We start from the raw sequence: 19,657 nt of genomic DNA, 5'->3' as shown, positions 1-19,657 counted from the left end.
GCCGACCATCGAAAAGGCATCGCCGTGTGTCAATGATTTTTCTGTGAAATCTGACAAATCCGAGTAAACATCTTCTCCAAGTAGCTGGCCCCACCATCCTCCATAAACAGCACATGACGGTCTTCCAGCTCTATTTTTTTTGCCGGATCTCCGACGTTAAGCAGGTCGGCGAACCGAGTGGCTGACAGCACAAAGGCATTCAGTACCAATGGTGGCTCATCAGGCTTCGCTTGACTGGCCAGTGTGGATTCCAGCGTTTTTACTTCTTTGTACAGTCTGAGCTTAGGATGGGATAAGTCCAGGTTGCGTATACCTTTGGGATCGACGAATGACAGCCATTGCTGGCCGGTCGCGTCATCCACTAACCAGAGCAAAAAGTCCGGATAGAAGTTACCGGCCAGCGCAAAACCCAGTCCCTTCTTCTCGCTGTCGGCATTACGCAGGAGATAAAGGCTGCGCGCGCCAATGACCTCTTTACCTGCAGGTGAGTGATAGAACGCCTCCAGATCGCGGACGAACAGCCATTCACTCTCCGCATCAAAGCCCAAAGGCCGCAGCTTCAGGGGCACAGCATCCTTATCCTCCAATGCCAGCAAGGGGTAGTACAAATGCCGATCAAAACTGATGGCCACCATATTCGGAGCGTTCCAATTGCTGGCCTCCCCGATCTTTCCGTCTGCGACAAGCTGCTTGAGAACTTCGAGTTTCTCTAGGTATTCCAAGCCGTCATCGCTGTTGTCGATCTCAAACTGGTACAGCTTCAGCATCGAACCGTGATCTTCATCAATGTGGGCGATCTCGTAGAACTGCCCCTCGTAGCCCTTTTTCAGGGCGTTGTAGAACCGGTCGGTGTAATCAATGAGCAGTCTGATGAGGATGTCTTCCTGCTTTCGCAGATCGCTGAAGCTTCTTACCTGTAGCTCAGCAGCCGGGATGAACAGCGTGTACCAGTCTGCCGTGCCCATACAGAATTCGATCAGCCGTTGACGATCAAGCCGCAGATTGCTCCAGCTGCGCTGGATTTTATAGTCCTGAAGCGCCAGATAGATTCGATCCCAATCGAAGAGAGAAAAAAGCGCTGCATTCAACTTACCCTGATGACGGGGCTCGCTGGTTTGCACTGACTTGCCGATGAACGCGCTTCGTTGAGTGGTCAATGCTTCTACTCGCGGGTACAAATCCAGTGCAACTTGAGGGGTTTTAATTTTGCCTTGAAACGCAGCCGGTATCTCATACAACCAGGGGAAGTGGGTACGCTTGAAGCCCAGCTTCTGGTTGTCTTTATAGCCATCCTTTAACGCCAGCGTTTTCAGCTTGCCAGCTGGCAGGTTGGCTCGGGTAGGAAAGTCCAGCTCAAGAATTTCATCGCTGGGAGTAATGCCCTCTTCACGTAGATAGTCCTTGAACGCGGCCATGTAATTGGCACGGACGCCGAAGATATTTAGGGTTTCAAGCTTGTCGAGATGCACTCCCTTGGGACGCTCTTGCGCAGTGGTGCGCTTCAGCGAGAAGTCCTTACCCTTGAGACGCACTCCCCGGCCAAACAACTGGATGATCTGCGAGCCCTCTCCCTGCCCCATGTTCAACAGCCCCATGGTCGACACCCGCCAGCTGCTCCAGCCTTCGGTGAACTTGCGCGAGCCAATAAGCACATTCAGCTTACTGCTCTTGTTGTTGATGGTGCCAAACAAGGCTCCGCCAAAATCATCACGTTCGCTGTCAAAAACTTCAGCGCTCTCGGCCAGACTGAAGAACTTGCTGTCATCGCCGATGTTAATAAGACCAAAGGGTTCGGCCTCACCCACGCGCAGCGCCAGCTCGCCCTTGCTACTTCTGATATTGACCAGTTTAAGCCGCTGCCTGGCCGGTGCATTGAACACACGCTGCAGGATGTCGGCATACAGCGCGTCCATCCGGTCCGTGAAACCCATCAGAGGGGTAAAGCGACCTTTGAAGATGTTATTACCCTTGGCATCGAGAATCTGTGCCCGGTCTGCCACCAGATCCGCCAGCCAGACCTTGATCTGCGCTTCGTTGTTCAGAAAGTCGGCAAGAAAGCTTATCACCTCCAGGATATCCGACTCCTCACCGGAGACCGTGTTGCCCACGAACACCCACAGAGGCTTCTCTATATTGAAATCGGTGACTGCTTCGCGGTGAGTGTTCCATAACCACAGCTGCTGATAGAAGGCCAACAGGCAAGCGGTGAAATATTTGGCTCCATTGTCACTCTGCTCATAGGCCTTGCCGTCCATGTTGAGAATCAGCGACTCTTTGCCGTAGCCGTCCTCATAGAAGAACTTGTACGAGTAGTCGAACAGGATGCACTTGGCGTAGATCTCACGGGTTGCCGTCGCCCGGGCAAGTCGCCTCTCTTCGTGGGTCAGCGCCAGCTGTAAAAGCTCTTCATCGCTCAGCTTTTTCAAACTGGTGGTGCCAAACAGCATCTTGGCCCGTTTTTTTTGTATCTCGAACTCCGCAGCCTCAACGGTAAAACCCTTGGCGACTGCCTGCCCGAAGGTGGCCGAATATTCAAACGCAAAGCCACCGCGTACCAGCGCTTCACGGCGACTCATCCAGGCCCCTGCAGCGGTACCCGTTCCACGGTGCCCCTCGTCCACCAACACCAGGTTATTGCCTTCAAAGGCTTCTACTGCAACCGTCTTGTCTCCCATCTCATCACCCAGCTTATTGATGTCGATGATTTCGACCATGCCGGGGTAGGTGAGCGTCTGGTTCTTGTTGAAGTGCTGGGCGGCGAAACCTGATTGCTTCAGCTCTTCGAGGTGCTGGCGTGATAGCCCCTCATTGGGCGTCAACAGGATGATTTTGTCCGGGTAGCCGCTACCCCGACCAGCCTGGAAGTAGTGCAGGTACTGCTTGATGTTGACGTGCAACAGCAGCGTTTTCCCGCTACCTGTAGCGTTCCAGAAAGCCACCTTGTTTAGATCATCAGCCGTAAAGTCACGGAAGGGCTCAGCACCTTTGTCCGCTCGATAGCTGAGCATTTCCTCGTTCAAGCCATCCAGCAACGCCTGGCGCTTGTTGAAGTACCAGTCCAGATAGATCTCGGAGAACAGCAGCGAGAGGTACTGGAAGTACTTCATCTGTAGCTCATGACCTTCCAGCTTGTTACGCTCGGCCGTAATCTCCTGCCAGTAGCGAACGATATTCAGGTCGTAGCGGCGCAGCTCGGTGTCCGCAAGCCGGTTCGGATTGAATAGGCCACGCATCAACTCATGGAAGAGTTTGCTTTGCCCGTCTTCGTCAATACCTTCATGGCGACCCTCGCCCAGACGCAGCGTCAGCCCGGCGAGTTTGTCTGCATTGAAGAACTGCAACATCCAGCGGTTGAGCACCAGCTCCTGGTGGAAGCTACGCTTGCCTGTCCTTTGAGCCTTCGCCATTACACGTCCTCAACCGAGAACATGCGCTCCAGGAATTCCGGCTCGATTTGACGCAGTTTGAGTACACGGGTCGCACCACCTTCGTCACTGGTTTGCGTCAGCACCGTCGGGATATTGTGGTCACCATTGATGTACACCACATCGAATTCATTATCCGCTGGGTTGATCGCGAGCTTGTCACACAAACGGCTGACTCCCTCGTAATCCAGCAGATCACAGTCGCGCCACAGCACCAGGCAGCTCTCCCCGCTGGGCAGGGTACCGTTGACCGTGACAAATCCGCGCTCTAGTTGAGCATCAAGATGTTTTACCCGCAGGCCAATCAGGTAGTTGAAGGTTTCTACCAGATCGACCTGGGTTGGCTCGTAAGCACCAGCCGAGTCAGTGGCGATATTCATGCTGTAATCGAAGGGCTTTTTGAAGTCCTCCACCGACAGCAGTGAGCCACGACTCTCCACATCTAGCATGTAGTGTAGCAGGTAATCATCCTTGGCCTGTTGATCCAACAGACCAAGGGTCTGGTTGTGCTTGGCATCACGGTGAAGCTGCAAGTTGTTTAGGGTGTCTTCGTAGCTTTCTAGCTTTAGGACTTTGAAGCAGAAGGAGATGCCGTTTTCTGACGTGGTTGGCTTTCCTTTTCTCCAGCTTGGGCTATATATTGACTTTATGACTCTCGATTTCGTAACGCTTTCAAAATAATCACCCTGCTCGACTATTATAAATTTCTTCTTCTGCTTTTCATATCTATTAAGATTTATAACTGCATGCGCGGTCGTTCCAGATCCACCGTAATAATCAAGAACAATACCATCAGGGTCTGGCGAACCAATCCTTATGCTATCAGAAACCGCATTCAAAGCTTTTGGGAAATCGAATGAAATATTCTGTGAAAACATTTCACGCAGCATCCTCGTTCCATTGTCACGAGCAGAATACTCCGGCTTGTCCCACCACGTTCTGGGAAGAATACCCTCTTCATTAAGATATTTACGCCCATAGATCTCAATCTTAGAACCACCCTTCGGCTTCTTAGCCACCAGTGTTGAAACTTCGGCAGAAGCACGCTCCAACCCCCATCTCCAAACTCTCTCACGCCCGCCTAAATCTAGCGGCCAAACAACTTCTTCGTTAGATGAAGGCGCTGTAATTAACTCATACGTGCCTTCCAAATCCAACCACATCAGGTCGGGTACTCTTACAGAATAATCGACCAAACTTACATACAGAGGGTAAAACTGTTTTGGCCTGCTCGCTCTATCAGAGCCCGCACTACTCTTACGGAAATTTTCCCACTCATATGGTCCAAACTCATCAACCAAATCATATCTGCTCTTTTGCTGCTCGCTGTGCGGTAAACGCCCCACACGCGCTTTATTAGGCTCTGCGCCATAAAAAAGTGCAAACTCGTGATTTATCGAAAACCCTTTAACCGTAGACCTTCCTGAAGGATTGTTCCTAACTACCACTGTAGCTAAGTAGCTGTCTTCTGAGAAAGCGGCATCTAAAACTTGCCTGACAGGAGCATGCTCATAATCATCTATAGTTAAAATATGCACCCCATCACTCCGCAACAAATTTTTCCCTAAGCCCATCCGCGATGATATTAACGAAAGCCAGCTAGACTCTCGATATCCGTTTTTATAATTTATCACCGTTGCGTCTGTATTGTAAGGAGGATCAATGTATACGCAAGCAAGACTCTCCCTATACTTTTCTTGTAATAACAATAATCCATGAAAGTTATCGCCATGCACTAGAAGCCCGTTGATTTTCTCATCCAGTCCATCAATGAGCGATAAAATGTTCTTGCCGAAACCCTCCTCGAACAGACTGGTATCCATCATCCGGTGCATACCAGCCTTCAAGTCACTCAGTGTTCCCGGGCTCGATTTTCCCCATACGCCCAGCTGAAACCATTGCTCCCACTGCTTTTCATTAGCCACGATCTCCGGATAGAGCTCTTCCGGTACTCGATCCAACGTAATGCAGTAGTGACTGGACACTACAAACTTTTTCTTCAGCCAAAGCTTCTTCTGGAAGTCTTCCAGCTGCGCGAGAAAATCGATCAGCTCAAGGGAAATGGCGCGTAGGCACTGCATCATCCGCAAGTTTTTTTCGATATCAGCAAAAGCACTAGCATTCTGCACATCGTCCAGGTGCATGACCTCATTCTTGATATAGAAGTCCAGCTCGCGGCGCAAAAAACTGCCTAAATCCTTGTGTATAAAGTAGTCAGCGGTATTTTTGGTGGTGTAGTCCGTCAGGTATTTTTCCAGCAGTGTGCGCTGTGGGTTCTTCTCTGTGGGTGCACGGTTGGCCAGATCCAGCCAGCGGGCCGTCACCGCTTCATCCGTCAATACCGCATCTACCGCCTTGCTGACCAGCGCGTCCTGCTTGGTACCCTTGGGCTGTGGTGCGTACTCAAAGCGGATAACCAGCTCTTTGCCGTTCACGCCATCCACTTCTTCGATCGGGATTAGCTGCTCTTCATACTCTTCACCTTCCTCGTCAGTGCGGATGACCGTTTTGGAATGAATCAGCGCGAAGCGGCGCTCCTTCTCATTGTCCTTGCGGTTGTCCTTGGCGGTATCGGCGGAGATCAGGCGGAAGTGAACCGTGCGGCCATCTTCCAGTTTGAAGCTGTAGTTGGCAAAGTTCTCCCCGCTCTTGGTGTAATACTGATCCTTGTTGGCCCAGTGCAGCATGACCTCTTCACCGGCGTAGGGAATGGCGTAGGTGTCACCCTTGTAGCGACGCTGGCTGATAAAGTCGCCATTGTCGTAGTAGCGTGAGAAGAAAGTCAGCAGGTGCGAGAACACGGCGTTTTCATGCTCGGCAGCCCCCACGCTGTATTCCGCCAGCTTCTGCCGCAGCTCCTGCACCTTGGGTACATTGCTCGGTTCCAGGCCATCGGCTGTGTATTGCTCTTCTTTTTCCTGCAGTTCACGTGCAATTTGCTCGCGCTGAGCCTCGCTGCCACTGCTGAGGGCTGCCTGCACCTTTTCCGGCAGACGTTTCTCCAGGTAATCGTTGATCTCATCAGCACGCGCATTGAGGATGCGGTAGATCCCGAAATCCAGCTCCGGTCGGTCGATCTGGAAGATCTCCCGCAGCTTGGTGACGAGTTCCTGAAATTTGGGGGTCTTGACGCTCATGGATAGCCTTGCAGGTTGTTTACCGCGTGTGTCACACCACCTGCCAGTGCAGGGTGAACAGGGTATGGGTTTCGGTTTTTTCCTGCAGACGCTGCTGCAGGGATTCAATCAGTTGGTCGCGCTGCGCGATGATCTCGTCTTCAACGGCGAAAATTTCCTGCCGCTGGCGACGCTGTTGCCGCTCCAGTGATGAGATCTCCTGCTGGATATCAGACTGTTCCTGCAGGGTTGGAGCCTTGCGAGCATCACGCTTGAGCTGGGCAATGCGTGCCTTGGTGTTTTTTAACGCCTCCTCGGATGCCATCAGCTTGTCGTCGGCCCACTTTTCCAGCTTGTCGCGCTCTTCATTAAACAGGCGCTGGTTGGCTTCGAGAACATCAGCGATGGCAGCGGCAATATGGCGCTCACTGTTGGCTATGAGCTTAGACGGTGGCAGCTCATGACTGGGCACTGGCTGACCTTCGGCCTCGACGGCCATGAGCTTTTCACATGCTTCCTGGTCAAGCGCCTTACCATCGCTGGTGAGGCCAGAAAACAACAGGGAATCGGTCGTTTCAAAGGCGGTGACCTGAAGACGGTCGAGGCGCAGCCAGCCGGACTTGCCCAGCAGCGTCTCAACCTGGGAGACCTTGCTGCCATGACTGCTGTAATTGAAGATGATCTGTGCGGTTGGGGTTTCTGCCGTCAGGCTGACTTCCTGAGCCCACTCACCCAAGGGGTGGCTGAGCCGGTAGGCATGGGCAAGCATATCCGGCTGGGATGCCCCCCGGATCAACTGGTATCGGCCAGCTGCAACCGGTGGGCTGATACCGGCAGGCGACTGCGGCAAGGAAAACGCATAGGCCGCATGATCGAAACGCGCCTGCTTTTCCAGTGCAAAGCGCGTCAACCCCCAGAACCAGCGGCCTATCTTATCAAGGCGTGCTTCGGCCTCGTCTAGCCTTAATTTGAGACGATCATGGACATCTTCGTCGAACTTCTCCAGCAGCTGGCTCTGGGTATCCTTGATGCGGTCATTGATTACGTCTTCCAGCTCGGCCTGCAAAGTATTGAAGGCTTGCTCAATCTCATCCGGATGTCGGCAGGTTTCATAGATAGTGAGGATACGCTTCTCGAAATCGATACCACTTTCAATCCGGCCCAACACTTCATCGGATGCGCCAAACACGCCGGAGAACAGGCTGAATTTTTCCGAGAGCAATTCCAATACACGCTGATCCGCTTGGTTGCGCGTATTGAGGAAGTTAATCACCACCACGTCGTATTTCTGACCGTAGCGATGACAGCGACCAATCCGCTGCTCCACTCGTTGGGGGTTCCATGGGAGATCATAATTGATCAATAGCGCGCAAAACTGCAGGTTGACCCCTTCTGCGGCGGCTTCTGTGGCGATCATTATATCGGCACCGTTGCCATCATCCTTTCTGAAATGATCAATCAGAGCTGTGCGGCGATCCACCTGCGGGGAGCCCGTCACCCTGTCAGTGCCCTGATGCTCAATCAGCCACCGCTGGTATAGGGTGGTGGTATCCGGATGGTTATTGGTACCGCTGAACAGCGCGAGCTTGCTCTCGTAGCCATTGGCAGACAGGAATTGGTAGAGATACTCCTGCGTGCGCTTTGACTCGGTAAAGATAATCGCCTTGCGCGGTGCACCCAACTCGGCCATGTTGTTAAAGCCGAGCTGCAGTGCCGTCAGCAATGCTTGCGCCTTGGTATCGCTGTGTAAACCCTGGGCGAGCGCAATAATGCTATCGAGCTCGGCGATCTCCAGCTGTATGGCTTGCTTCTTCTGCTCGGGAGCCAACGGAACGGGGGTGTCTGCAATCAAATAGCCTGGGCTAACGTCATTTACGCTGACATCGTTTTCAAGCTCATCTTCTTCCAGATAGTCCGCTTCAAGATCGTCTTCTTCTACCCACTGCTCCAACAAGCTCTGTTTTTCGGCAGCGGCCTCATCAACCAGCATCTGCTCCAATCGGGCGCGGATGGTAATCAGCGTGCCCAGAATGGCGGGGGTACTGGAGGCCAGCAGTTTGCGTAAGATCAGTCCGGTCAAATGTCGTTGACGCTTGGGTAGCGCAAAGGACTCCTCTCGCAACAGGAAAGCCGAAACCCGCTCATAGAGGGCCTGCTCTTCATCTGTTGGGTTGAAAGGCTGGGTCAGTGCCTTGCGCTCGGTGTACTGGATATACTCCAGAACGTCTTTTCGCAGAGTCCGCTGGGTAAACCCAGCAAGGCGTCCTCGCAATTCTTCCAGTCCATCCGGGTTGTTCAGATACTGTTTGCGAAAGGCCTTCTCATCGCCAAACATGTGCTCATCAATCAGGGTCGAAAGCCCGTACAACTCCATCAGTGAGTTCTGTAGTGGCGTAGCCGTGAGCAGTAGCTTTTTTCGGCCATCCAGAGCGCGCCGCAGTGCCTGGCCGGTGCGGTTGCTCTGGCGATGTGCATTACGCAGCTTGTGCGCTTCATCGATCACCACCACATCCCAGGCCACTGCACGCAACTCTGCCTCCATTCGAGCTGCGAACTGGTACGACATGATGACGACGGATTTTCCAGTGATGCGCTGAAGGGTATCCAGCGCGCTGCCTGCAGCCTGTTTACGCAGGGCCACCGCATCCAGCACCGTGGCAGGAACGGCAAACTTTTCCAGCAGCTCCTGTGCCCATTGCTTGCGCAGGCTTGCAGGCGCAATGATCAGCAGCTTGCGGCGACGCTCTGCCCAAAGCTGGCAGATAACCAGTGCCGCTTCAATCGTTTTACCCAGACCGACTTCGTCGGCCAGCAGAACCCCTTGCTGTAGCGGGTTGCGCAAAGCGAAGAGCGCCGCCTCGATCTGGTGGGGGTTCAGATCGACACTGGCATCGAACAACGATTGAGAGAGACGATCTACACCGTCTGCAGCATGCCTGCGCGTCAGCTCGTGAGCGTAATACTTGGCGTGGTAAGCAGTGATCAACAACGACTCCTTGGGGCGAGACTCCATGGGCGTATCCATACGCAAATGCGTCCAAGTATAAAGCCTCCCGCCCACTGATTAGTCAAGGCAATCGACAGCCAACATCTATCCCGCACCAGCTCTACTGCCAATGAGCAGGTATGGCCAGCACGTGATTCTTAGCGACGATCTGCAGCGTAGCCATGATTTGCTTATGGCGAGCAGTCTCCTGCTCCCCCCAGGTGTTACGCCGCTCAAGCAGAGCTTGTAACTCATGCAGGTTGTACATCCCGAGGCGATGGAAATTACCCCACGTAGGCATACCGAACAGGTTGTAAATTACCTCAGTAGCATCACGCTCGCTGGCCAAGCGCTTGTCACCTTGCAGCTTAGCTGCAGCGGTTTCCGCCTCGTCTTTATCATCGTAGGTATTGAGTAGTTTCATGGCGCGCGATGGTGGAGATGATTGATGCGATCGTCAAGCGGCACTGCCCGCTTGAAAGCTCTGATATTGCTATCGTTGCATTGATTCGTAGCAGTCTTCACGACCGCTTTGCCGAGGATGAAAGAACAGATGGACATTGCCATCGAACAGAAGCCTGGTGCAGTCAGCCTGTCGAACGTAACGGTCATACGTGGCGGCTTCTATATTCCCTTCATTTATGGTCAGGATTACTTCGAGATCAATGGCGACCCGATTTACGAGGTTCGCTAGACCACGCTGCGATACCCATGGGAGAAGACTCCCAATGCCTGCCCTCTCGATGTCCAAACATACGCAGTTACTGAGCCCTGCGTATGTCACCAGGATGGATCAGTTGTGAGTGGCCCGGCCTTGGACCTAGCTTCCGAGTAGCGATCAGCCTCGACTACTCCCAACTCCGTGATGATGCTGTCCATATTTTTTCGTCGCAGCCTTACAGAGATAACTGGCTCTGTGAAACAAGGAAGATAAAACTTCCGCAAATCCGGCATCGTTCTGATGAAGCCACCACAGAGAATTATCTGGAAACTCCACCAACCCTGATACCTCATGAAACTGCAAGCCTAAAGCACTAGCCCATGCCTCTTCCAAACGTCGAACCATATTCATATTATCAGATCCAAGCTTACCAACTACGTGGTACGCGTCTTTGTTCAAAAGAATTAGCAAATGGTAGTGCTGGATACCAGTAGATGACGCCTCTCTCACCCAGAAATATCTTACTTTTGTGTCATGAGCAGAAGGGCTGCTCACTCTTGCTCTATGCCGGTCGCTTTCTATTTTTGCCTTGAATGAATCGAAGAACCGACTGATTACTTTATTTGAAGAATAAAACTCTGGCAGGCCCTCCATATTTGGTAGACGAAGGTCTACTCTAAAAGCCATCAGCCTTGGATAGGCATCCATTGCACAACCAATCACCCTCCTAAGCTTTTCAAGATACTCTGTTATAAACGGACCTTTATCAGCCATCACAGGAAGACCATTAAAGTTATCGACAAACTGTATAGTCAGATTTCTATTACTATTTGATATGCTCATTTCACACCCTATATGCTAACAACACTAACAACACTTATAAAGCATACTACCCGCACCGAAGATACGCATCGCTCAGAATCTCAGCAAACATAGACGCTACAGAGATAAAAGCATCAACATTTCACTCCTGAAATAAAAACAAGCGTAAATATACGAAATCAAACCATCACCCTCTTTGTGAAATCAACATTTCAATCCAATCATCAATTTCACTTTCAACCCAGCCCACGCTGCTCTCACTTAATTGAACAGTCATAGGAAAACGTTTTTCTGACATGTACTTGTAAACCGTGGAGCGTGCCAGCCCGGTTTTATGCATTACTTCTTTGAGACGAATTATGCGCATGATGGCGACCTCTGGTATTGGTTCAGAGGATGTGCATCGCCAGTATTTTGTTTCGTGATGATCCCTGGCCTTCCTTAGCTGGCAGTGCCCGCGGATCCCATAACGTGATGGCAAGATCCGCTGCTGATAACTCTATGAAGCTGAGAAGGTAGCCACAGCCCCGCGCAGAGTGCCCAAAAACGGGGATTAAGCACATAATCCTATCTACTAGATTGACAATATATATCTACTTGATAGAGTCTAGACATGCTATATTTTCAGCCTATATGGACGCTAGAAATATGATACATGACGACAGCGATGAGATAGAAAAGATCCTCGATCCCATTCCCGCAAGTAGCAGAAACTTGTTATGGATAAGCTCCTGGTTAATGGCTAATTGCATTGAAATTCAAGGAACTCCTACCGAAGCGTACAAAGACAATACAAGCACTGCATTATACTTCTTAAAAAAATACCCCCAGCTTTTTCCCCAAGTATCCGCAAAGTTTAAAAATTCCATAGTTCACAAAAAACACCTTTCTTGGATTTCTGAAGGGCGTCGCTTGGAAAAATGGATAAACAACCAGGTAGGCCCTCTGTCCCAAATACACCTAGTTCAAAGTCAGTGCTCCGATTTGGATTTCATAATCCTGAAGATTGATTTATGGGAAGCACCGGCGCCAGGAAAAGTTAAGTTCCTGGAAGACTTGGAATTAAAATGGAAGAGTCATAAATCAAACGACAGAATCTACACCTGGTTTGACACTAAGGAAAAGATAAGCCTAGCGAGCGACTGGCTAAACAACAACAAAGAATACGGCGAACCAACACCTATAGTTCATGACAAAGAAGACCTTATGTCTTACTTTGAAAACAAACACCAAGACAAAGAATATATAGCATTTCAAATATCCAAAATAAAAGCTCGCTGGCATCAAAACAAATATAGAAAATCAAACAAAAGCAAATCCCAGAAAAACTTATTATTATCCGATCGCTCTATAAAAAATCTACAAGAGCTATCCAGCAAGCACAACATAACTCAATCAAAAGCTATCGAAATACTTATAGAAATGGAAAACACACACCAACTCTACATTCCAGAAACAACCGATAAGGCAAACAGGCCGATGCCTAAATATTCCCCGTCTGAGAACAAAAATGAAAAGATAAACAGTGATACAACCACCCAAGGGTACGCTTTGAATTTCGACCTCGATGGGCAATAACATATAATTGAAAAGCCACATCAAATATGCCGCCCGCGAACAGTTTCGCCTATATGTGTAGTGGCCTAATGAAACCGAACACCAACTAGTGTCCTGTTTGGTTATTTCAATAACTTATTCCGAACTGCAGACAGCTTTGCTCGATTCACCGAGCTGATAATTGACTTGGCTATTTTGCTCCAGCGAAAGGGCTTGGCTGAATGCTCATTATGGACATCAATAAAACCTCGGATGGCCGCTATCAAGTCGGCCACGCTGGTGAAAGCATCGCGATAAAGCGCCCGCCGTTCCAGTTGCGCAAACCAACCTTCTACGACGTTCATCCAAGATGCGCTGGTCGGTGTGAAGTGCAGCTTGAAACGTGGGTGTTTCGCCAGCCACACCTTAACCGCTGCGGCCTTATGGATTGAGCTGTTGTCCAGAATGACATGCAGATCCAGCTCGGCATGAGTACTGCGGTCGATTTGGCGAAGGAAGCCCAGGAACTCTTTGGCCCTGTGCCGCTGGGTAATGCGTCCGATGGCTTTGCCAGTCAGAATATCAAAGGCAGCATACAAACTGGCCGTACCGTGACGCTTGTAGTCATGCGTGCGGCGCTCAACCTGACCAGGCTTGAGTGGCAGCATGGGTTGAGTGCGATCCAGCGCCTGGATCTGGGTTTTCCCGTCAACAGACAGCACCATCGCATTGTCCGGCGGATCCATGTACAGGCCAACGACATTAACGACTTTGTCGGCAAAGTCAGGATCTTTGCTGATTCTGAAGGTTTTGAGTCTATGTGGCTTCAAGTCCGCAGCGGCCCATACTTGCGCCACTTGCCAGATGCTGACCTTGGCATACTTGGCCGTCAGACGGAGGCTCCAGTGAGTGGCTCCTCGCGTTACCCGCTGGGTTGTCAGTGTCAGTATTTCCTTGGCCTTCGCCTCGCTGAGTGTGCGGGGTGCCTCGCTGCGCGGCAAGTCCTTCAGGCCATCAAGCCCCTCCGGATAACCCTTGCGCCATTTGAAGACGACAGGCGCAGAGACCTCCAGCCGCTCACTGACTTGCTTGGGAGTTAGGCCTGCAGAGTCTTGATGAAAGGAATCCTCAAGCCTACAATTGAAATCAAATTCATGATCCAGCAAACGACGCGTCTGAAGCGATCGAGATGGTGAAGGGGTGCTGGATGCCGGTGATTTTTGCAGCATTCACTGCCTGGCATACCAAAAAGTATACCAAGGAAAATTTTAACCGAGACATATTGATAAAAATCAATGAGTTGCAACACGAGTTCAGATTACCCCGGCCCACCAACACCAAGCCCCAACTGTTATCAGTTGGGGCTTTTTCTTGCCTGACTCACGTCGATTCACCGCATACTGGTGCAGACTTTGCCTGCTGCCTGAATTGGTCGTTCCCAACCACATTTCACCCTCTCATCGCCAGTACTCGCCCGACTTTGACCCTGAGACTGAGCCTGGGTCCGAAGGCCGCGCCGCAGCTCTGCGAGGGAAGTCTTGGCGCTATGCCACCCTGTGCCACGTCGCTAAAGTGATGCGTTCCTGTGCTTGGTCGACATCGCCAGGCAAGCCAATAACAGTCGCCGATTCGATTGCGACGACCTGCCCGTGCTCAGGACTTATCTGGGCGCGCCAAGCCTAGATGCTCGCGCAGAGTACAGCTCTCATAGGCGGTACGGAACAACCCCCGACGCTGCAACTCCGGGACCACCTGCTCGATAAAATCTTCAATGCCCGCAGGCAGCGATGGTGGCATGAGGTTGAACCCGTCAGCACCTTCGTTGTTAAACCAGTGCTCCATCCTGTCCGCGATCTGCTGCGGCGTACCTACCATGGTGCAATGGCCCCCGCCCGCTGCCAACCGGCCCAGCAATTGGCGCAGCGTGGGTTGTTCGGTTTCAATGATGCGCAGAATTGTGCTGTAGCGCCCTTGCGGCCCGCTGAACTCGGACAGTGGCGGTAACGCAGGTATCGGCGCGTCCAGCTCCCAGGCTGAACAGTCCTGGCCAATAAACGTCGCCAACTGGCGCAAGGATGCATCGGCGGGCAGCAACTCATCCAACTCTCGCTGCTTTCTGAATGCCTCCTCCTCGGTGGCTGCAACGTAGGTGACCAGCCCAGGCATGATGGGCACGTCAACCTCACGGCCAGCCGCTTTTACCCGTCGCTTGATATCGCGGTAGTAGTTTTGCGCCGCGGGCAAATCGTAAGCCACCGCGTAGATGGCCTCGGCGCATCTGGCCGCGAGCTCGCGCCCGGGCTCCGAGGCGCCGGCCTGAAAAAGCACCGGATGGCCCTGCACCGGACGCGGGACGTTCAGCGGCCCGTCCACCCGAAAAAACTCCCCTCGATGGTTAACAGGCTGCACTTTAGCCGGGTCGGCGTAATGACCCTGTCGATCAAACTTCAGAGCGTCATCACCCCAAGAGTCCCACAAGCCCAGCACGGCCTGCACAAACTCGTCGGCGCGACGGTAACGTTCGGCATGGCCGGGCATGGATTCATAACCGTGGTTCCGGGCTTCCACGTCAAACATTGAGGTGACCACATTCCAGCCAATGCGGCCGCCAGAGATGTGATCCAGCGATGCTACCAGCCGGGCGGCATGAAAGGGGGTGTAGAACGTACTGGAGACAGTACTGATAAAGCCGATTTTCTCCGTTGCCCGACTCATGGCGGCAATGGCGGTAAGCGGTTCCAGATACCACCAACTGCCGTCCGACACATCACCTGTCGAGTTGCTGTCGGCAAAAAACACCGCGTCCAGCTTGCCACGTTCGGCGGTTTGCGCCAGGCGTTCGTAATAGCGTATATCACCCAATTGCTCCACCGCGGACTGCGGATGGCGCCATGCGGCGCGGTGATGGCCGCAGCCCATCAGAAACAAGTTAAGGTGCATCATCCGTCGGCGTGAATGTAAGTTCGCCATCAGTTTTTCACCAGTCCACCGTCGACCACCAGGTTCTGACCGGTCACCGAACGAGCCCACGGCGAGGCAAAAAACAGGATGGCATCGGCAAATTCCGCCGGCGTGGTTACTCGCCGCAGTGGCGTACTGGCCGCGATAAAATCAAACACGGCTTCAGGCGTAGCAGAAGACGCGTCAGTGGTGCGCAGCAAGCCACCTGACACCATATTCACGGTGATGTTATCCGGCCCCAGATCCTGCGACAGGGTGCGGGTCAGGGACAGCAACGCCGCTTTGCCCGCCGTGTAATCGTGGTATGGCACCACCGGATTCTGGAACAGATTGGTACCCACGTTCACAATGCGGCCAAACCCCAGTTCGCGCATGCCGGCCAGCGCTGCCTGGGTAGTGTTCAACGCTCCACCCACCACACCGGCAAACTGCTGGTTCAGACTGTCCCAGGACAACTGCTCTGCATTCGCCCGGGCATCACCGTTGAATGAAAAATCCGGCAGCGCATTGTTGATCACTGTGGTCACCGGGAACCCGAAATGCTGCCGGGCCTGGGCGAACATCGCCTGCACCGCGGCGCGGTCGGTCACGTCAGCCTGCACTGCCAGCGCACGAGCAGAGTGTTCTCCGGCCAGCCTGTGCGCTGCCGCGGCGCTGTTACGGTAGTTGATCACCACGCTGGCACCTTCGCGCAGAAATGCGCGCACCAGGTGTTCACCCAAACCGCGGGCAGCACCGGTAACCAGCACCAGTTGTTGATCAAGACGAGTGGATGATTGCATAGACACCTCATGACTGAGGCGAAGGTATGAATAGGCAGATGCGGCCTCAGGCCGGCGGCTGACATCCCTTCGCCAGTACGAACTGGATCAGGTTCAACGGGTGTGTTCTCAGTCCTGCAATCCAGGACACCCCGTGTCGAGACGGAAACATAGCACAGTCCCATCATGAATATGTAATCCAATGGCTGCAATTGACAAGCAGGCTTCGGCTCCCTACTCTTCGGTCACTCCTGGGGGTGCCATTGCGATGGCTGAGACTCCGCATCTGATGCGGTAACCCTTCGAACCTGATCCGGATAATGCCGGCGAAGGGAAGGAAACGCCTGCTCTACGCGTCCTGTGTGCACCTTCTTCTTTGCCGCTGTCCGGGTGCTACGCCATCTTTTGGCGATTTCACCTGCGCCTGCCACGGCAAGGAAGACCACCGATGTTAAGCCCCTTTACCGCCCTTGCGTGGCTGACTCTGTTCTCTGCTCTGTTCGCCATACCCGGCCTGATATACGCCCGCCGCAAACAGGACAAGCTGGACGATTTCCTGGTAGCCCGTAACAGCCAGAACAGCTCCGCCACGCTACTAACATTGCTGGCCACCACCATGGGCACCTGGATTCTGTTTGGCCCGGCACAGGCCGCTACCTGGGGCGGTATTGGCGCTGTGACCGGCTACGCTTTGGGCGCACTAGCACCACGGCTGATCATGATTCCGCTGGGCCAACGCCTTCGCTCGCTGATGCCCGAAGGCCACACGCTGACCGAGTTTGTGCTCGGCCGCTATGGCCGGGTGATGTACGCTTTTGTGTTGGTGATCATGCTGTTTTACCTGTTCATCAGTCTGACCGCAGGCCTGACCGCCATCGCCAAAATGGTGTCCTTGCTGGCACCGGTCCCTCTGTGGCTGACCGCCAGCATCGTGATGGGCGCCACGCTGCTATATACCTTGTATGGCGGTCTACGGGTCACCATTTTTACCGACCGAGTGCAAATGCTGGTAATCCTGCCCTTTCTGGCGTTGCTGATCGTCTTTGGCTGGCAAGCCGCCGGCGGCCTTGCGCCGGCACTGGAGGGCCTGCAGGAAAACGCGCCGCACTTGCTGAACCCGCTAGATATCAACGGTCTGAAATCTGGTCTGACATTCTTTATCGCGGTGGTACTGACCGGACTGTTTTACCAGGGCACCTGGCAGCGTATTTTCGCCGCCCGCGATAACAAGGTTATCCGCAACGGTTTTATCATCAGCGGTCTGCTGAGCTTTCCCATCATTTTCATCATGGGTCTGTTTGGCCTGGCGTTTGTCGGGCTGGGCTTGCCCGGCGATGGCTCGGTGGCATTGTTCAGTGTGCTGCTGGCCGAGGTCCCGGTGTGGTTTGCCATCGGCCTGCTGCCGTTCGGCCTGGCGCTGATTATGAGCAGCGCCGACTCTACCATCAGCGGCTTATCCAGCATCATGGTGGTGGATCTGCGCAGGCTGCTGCCGAAGCTGAGCAATCACAACCTGCTATCGCTATCGCGCTGGCTGATTGTGCTGCTGTCGATACCGGTGCTCGTGGCGGCATCCCAGGGCTACAGCGTGCTCTACCTGTTTCTGTTGGCCGATCTACTGTGCTGCGCAGCAGCCTTCCCCGTGTTCTTCGGTTTCTACAACGCCCGCTATCAAAGCTACAACGCTGCGCTAAGTACCTTCGCAGGCCTGGTAACTGGACTGATGGTATTTCCGGCACCGGGCGCGCCCCTTACTTACCTGCTGGAAGCTTTCCTGCTGGCATCACTGGTGCCCATCGCCGTGTCGCTGATACTGCTGCTTTTACCTGCAGGAACCCTCTTTGATTTTTCAATACTGGCGCAGCGGGTACGAAAACTGGATGGGTGAGCAGCCACCCTCGTCGAACTTCAATTCCGAGTGGTGCTGTGGTTATCGAGAAGCAGCATGGATCAGACCACCGCGCACCGTACCTGCCGGCCAGTTTGCCAAACGCGAACAGCGATCTATATTGTGGTATCGGCACACTTAAATCTTCAGTCATCGCTCCAGGATGATGGATCCCCTCCCGTAACCACACAGGAGCAGTCATGGTCCCTTACCGGCATTCATTGATCTTCCTCGCCACGCTCGGCCTGTTGGCTGGCTGCGACAATTCGGCGACCCCGGACAAGCAGACCGATGCTCCGACGCCAACGGTCACCGAATCCGAGTCCAATACCCGCGCCCACGACCAGTCCTCTGCAGAAGCCAGCAGCGCGGAAAAAGAGTCCGCTGAGCAGGCGGCTGCGGGGCAACCGACCGCCGACCCCGGAACCGATGCACTCCCCTTCAGCGTGAGCGAAGTGACCCAGTTCGACTCTCCCTGGGCCATGACCTTTCTGCCTGATGGCCGCCTGCTGGTAACCGAAATGGCCGGCACACTACGTCTGCACGATCTTGCCGGCGAGCGCAGTGGCACCATCGGCGGCGTGCCGGAGGTGGTGCATGCAGGTCAGGGCGGGCTTGGCGATGTGTTGCTGCACCCACAGTTCGAAACCAATCAACACATTTACCTCAGCTATGCCGAGGCCGGTGACGGCGGTGCCGGCGCCGCCGTTGCGCGCGCCCGGCTGGTACTGGACGACGAAGGCAGCGGCAAACTTGAAGACCTTGATGTGATCTGGCGGCAGACGCCAAAGCTGAGCGGCAATGGGCATTTTGGTCACCGCCTGGCCTTCGACAGTGACGGCATGCTGTGGATTAGCTCCAGCGAGCGTCAGGCCTTTGATCCATCGCAGGACATGAACTCCAACCTGGGCAAGGTGGTGCGGCTCAATGATGATGGCAGCGTCCCTGAGGATAACCCCTTTACCGATCAGGGCGAGATAGCAGCGCAGGTCTGGTCCCTGGGGCACCGTAATATTCTGGGTATGGCATTCGATAGCAGCGGCAAGCTCTGGGCGCATGAGATGGGTCCGGAAGGTGGTGATGAACTCAATCTGATCGAGAAAGGCGCCAACTATGGTTACCCACTGGTATCCAACGGCAATCATTACGACGGCACTTCGATTCCGGATCATGACACCCGCCCCGAATTCAAGACACCGGCCATCACCTGGACACCCGTGATCTCACCCGCCGGCTTCATCATCTACGACGGTGAGCTGTTTGCGGATTGGCAAGGCAGCGGTTTCATTGGCGGCATGTCCTCCTTGTCCCTGGTGCGCGTGGAATTTGATGGTGAAAAGGCACACGAAGCCGAACGGTTCGATATGCAGAAGCGCATCCGCGAGGTGGAACAAGGCCCAGATGGCGCGATCTGGCTGCTGGAGGATGGCATGCGCGGAGGTGACGGTCAGCTGCTGAAGTTGACGCCGTCCGAGTAGAAGCCAGCGGGAAGTATTACACT

At 53.5% G+C, this 19,657-nt stretch carries 12 protein-coding genes, 1 pseudogene and 2 riboswitches; of the genes and pseudogenes, 4 read left to right on the top strand and 9 right to left on the bottom strand.

The features are described from left to right. Positions 1 to 29 precede the first annotated feature (29 nt). The 4 genes from BLU11_RS18990 to BLU11_RS18975 form a co-directional block, all read right to left on the bottom strand. Positions 30 to 3,407 carry a DEAD/DEAH box helicase family protein gene (locus tag BLU11_RS18990; RefSeq protein WP_090276059.1) on the bottom strand — a complete coding sequence of 1,126 codons (3,378 nt, stop codon included), beginning with the start codon at positions 3,405 to 3,407 and terminating at the stop codon, positions 30 to 32. After that, entirely contained in the window at positions 3,407 to 6,562 is a 3,156-nt protein-coding gene (locus tag BLU11_RS18985; RefSeq protein WP_090276058.1) for a site-specific DNA-methyltransferase, read from the bottom strand. The genes BLU11_RS18990 and BLU11_RS18985 overlap by 1 nt, the downstream gene beginning before the upstream one ends. Positions 6,563 to 6,593: 31 nt before the next feature. Next, entirely contained in the window at positions 6,594 to 9,554 is a 2,961-nt protein-coding gene (locus tag BLU11_RS18980) for an SNF2-related protein (protein WP_172828703.1), read from the bottom strand. Positions 9,555 to 9,648: 94 nt separating this feature from the next. Next, complete coding sequence (locus BLU11_RS18975; RefSeq protein ID WP_090276056.1) at positions 9,649 to 9,951, bottom strand: hypothetical protein; 303 nt, start codon at positions 9,949 to 9,951, stop codon at positions 9,649 to 9,651. A gap of 129 nt (positions 9,952 to 10,080) precedes the next feature. Between BLU11_RS18975 and BLU11_RS19360 the strand changes: the two genes are divergently transcribed. Next, positions 10,081 to 10,221 carry a hypothetical protein gene (locus BLU11_RS19360; protein ID WP_157718716.1) on the top strand — a complete coding sequence of 47 codons (141 nt, stop codon included), beginning with the start codon at positions 10,081 to 10,083 and terminating at the stop codon, positions 10,219 to 10,221. Positions 10,222 to 10,365: 144 nt separating this feature from the next. Here BLU11_RS19360 and BLU11_RS18970 read toward each other — a convergent pair whose 3' ends face one another. Continuing rightward, the gene (locus BLU11_RS18970) at positions 10,366 to 11,031 is read right to left on the bottom strand and encodes an inovirus Gp2 family protein (RefSeq protein WP_090276054.1); all 666 of its coding nucleotides are present in this window, start codon (positions 11,029 to 11,031) and stop codon (positions 10,366 to 10,368) included. A 166-nt stretch (positions 11,032 to 11,197) separates the two neighbouring features. Further along, the gene (locus BLU11_RS18965) at positions 11,198 to 11,377 is read right to left on the bottom strand and encodes an AlpA family transcriptional regulator (RefSeq protein ID WP_090276052.1); all 180 of its coding nucleotides are present in this window, start codon (positions 11,375 to 11,377) and stop codon (positions 11,198 to 11,200) included. Between the two features lie 281 nt (positions 11,378 to 11,658). On the opposite strand from BLU11_RS18965, the gene BLU11_RS18960 reads away from it, so the two are divergent. Next, positions 11,659 to 12,588 carry a hypothetical protein gene (locus BLU11_RS18960; RefSeq protein ID WP_090276050.1) on the top strand — a complete coding sequence of 310 codons (930 nt, stop codon included), beginning with the start codon at positions 11,659 to 11,661 and terminating at the stop codon, positions 12,586 to 12,588. A 101-nt stretch (positions 12,589 to 12,689) separates the two neighbouring features. Here the strand turns inward: BLU11_RS18960 and BLU11_RS18955 are convergent. From BLU11_RS18955 to BLU11_RS18945, 3 genes and pseudogenes are all read right to left on the bottom strand, one after another. Next, positions 12,690 to 13,655 (bottom strand): annotated as a pseudogene (locus BLU11_RS18955) (IS630 family transposase); the annotation flags it as partial. A 544-nt stretch (positions 13,656 to 14,199) separates the two neighbouring features. Next, on the bottom strand, positions 14,200 to 15,516 hold the full coding sequence (locus BLU11_RS18950) for an LLM class flavin-dependent oxidoreductase (protein ID WP_231702236.1): 1,317 nt from the start codon (positions 15,514 to 15,516) through the stop codon (positions 14,200 to 14,202). Beyond that, complete coding sequence (locus BLU11_RS18945; RefSeq protein ID WP_090276047.1) at positions 15,516 to 16,289, bottom strand: 3-oxoacyl-ACP reductase; 774 nt, start codon at positions 16,287 to 16,289, stop codon at positions 15,516 to 15,518. Before BLU11_RS18945 ends, BLU11_RS18950 begins: the two co-directional genes overlap by 1 nt. 47 nt (positions 16,290 to 16,336) lie before the next feature. Then, a riboswitch (TPP riboswitch) is annotated at positions 16,337 to 16,433 on the bottom strand. A gap of 78 nt (positions 16,434 to 16,511) precedes the next feature. Then, positions 16,512 to 16,620: riboswitch (TPP riboswitch) on the top strand. 96 nt (positions 16,621 to 16,716) lie between these two features. Between BLU11_RS18945 and BLU11_RS18940 the strand changes: the two genes are divergently transcribed. After that, positions 16,717 to 18,156 carry a sodium:solute symporter family protein gene (locus BLU11_RS18940; protein WP_090276044.1) on the top strand — a complete coding sequence of 480 codons (1,440 nt, stop codon included), beginning with the start codon at positions 16,717 to 16,719 and terminating at the stop codon, positions 18,154 to 18,156. 200 nt (positions 18,157 to 18,356) lie between these two features. Next, the gene (locus tag BLU11_RS18935; protein WP_090276042.1) at positions 18,357 to 19,634 is read left to right on the top strand and encodes a PQQ-dependent sugar dehydrogenase; all 1,278 of its coding nucleotides are present in this window, start codon (positions 18,357 to 18,359) and stop codon (positions 19,632 to 19,634) included. Positions 19,635 to 19,657: the final 23 nt, after the last annotated feature.

Origin of the sequence: Halopseudomonas litoralis (assembly GCF_900105005.1) — a bacterium.
In the GTDB taxonomy this organism is placed as follows: domain Bacteria; phylum Pseudomonadota; class Gammaproteobacteria; order Pseudomonadales; family Pseudomonadaceae; genus Halopseudomonas; species Halopseudomonas litoralis.
This window is presented reverse-complemented; position numbering and strand designations above follow the sequence as displayed.

Excerpts from the sequence above, each read along its gene's own strand:
- BLU11_RS18990 (WP_090276059.1), bottom strand. The coding sequence starts at position 3,407 with ATGGCGAAGGCTCAAAGGACAGGCAAGCGTAGCTTCCACCAGGAGCTG.
- BLU11_RS18985 (WP_090276058.1), bottom strand. The coding sequence starts at position 6,562 with ATGAGCGTCAAGACCCCCAAATTTCAGGAACTCGTCACCAAGCTGCGG.
- BLU11_RS18980 (WP_172828703.1), bottom strand. The coding sequence starts at position 9,554 with ATGGAGTCTCGCCCCAAGGAGTCGTTGTTGATCACTGCTTACCACGCC.
- BLU11_RS18975 (WP_090276056.1), bottom strand. The coding sequence starts at position 9,951 with ATGAAACTACTCAATACCTACGATGATAAAGACGAGGCGGAAACCGCT.
- BLU11_RS19360 (WP_157718716.1), top strand. The coding sequence starts at position 10,081 with ATGGACATTGCCATCGAACAGAAGCCTGGTGCAGTCAGCCTGTCGAAC.
- BLU11_RS18970 (WP_090276054.1), bottom strand. The coding sequence starts at position 11,031 with ATGAGCATATCAAATAGTAATAGAAATCTGACTATACAGTTTGTCGAT.
- BLU11_RS18965 (WP_090276052.1), bottom strand. The coding sequence starts at position 11,377 with ATGCGCATAATTCGTCTCAAAGAAGTAATGCATAAAACCGGGCTGGCA.
- BLU11_RS18960 (WP_090276050.1), top strand. The coding sequence starts at position 11,659 with ATGATACATGACGACAGCGATGAGATAGAAAAGATCCTCGATCCCATT.
- BLU11_RS18950 (WP_231702236.1), bottom strand. The coding sequence starts at position 15,516 with ATGGCGAACTTACATTCACGCCGACGGATGATGCACCTTAACTTGTTT.
- BLU11_RS18945 (WP_090276047.1), bottom strand. The coding sequence starts at position 16,289 with ATGCAATCATCCACTCGTCTTGATCAACAACTGGTGCTGGTTACCGGT.
- BLU11_RS18940 (WP_090276044.1), top strand. The coding sequence starts at position 16,717 with ATGTTAAGCCCCTTTACCGCCCTTGCGTGGCTGACTCTGTTCTCTGCT.
- BLU11_RS18935 (WP_090276042.1), top strand. The coding sequence starts at position 18,357 with ATGGTCCCTTACCGGCATTCATTGATCTTCCTCGCCACGCTCGGCCTG.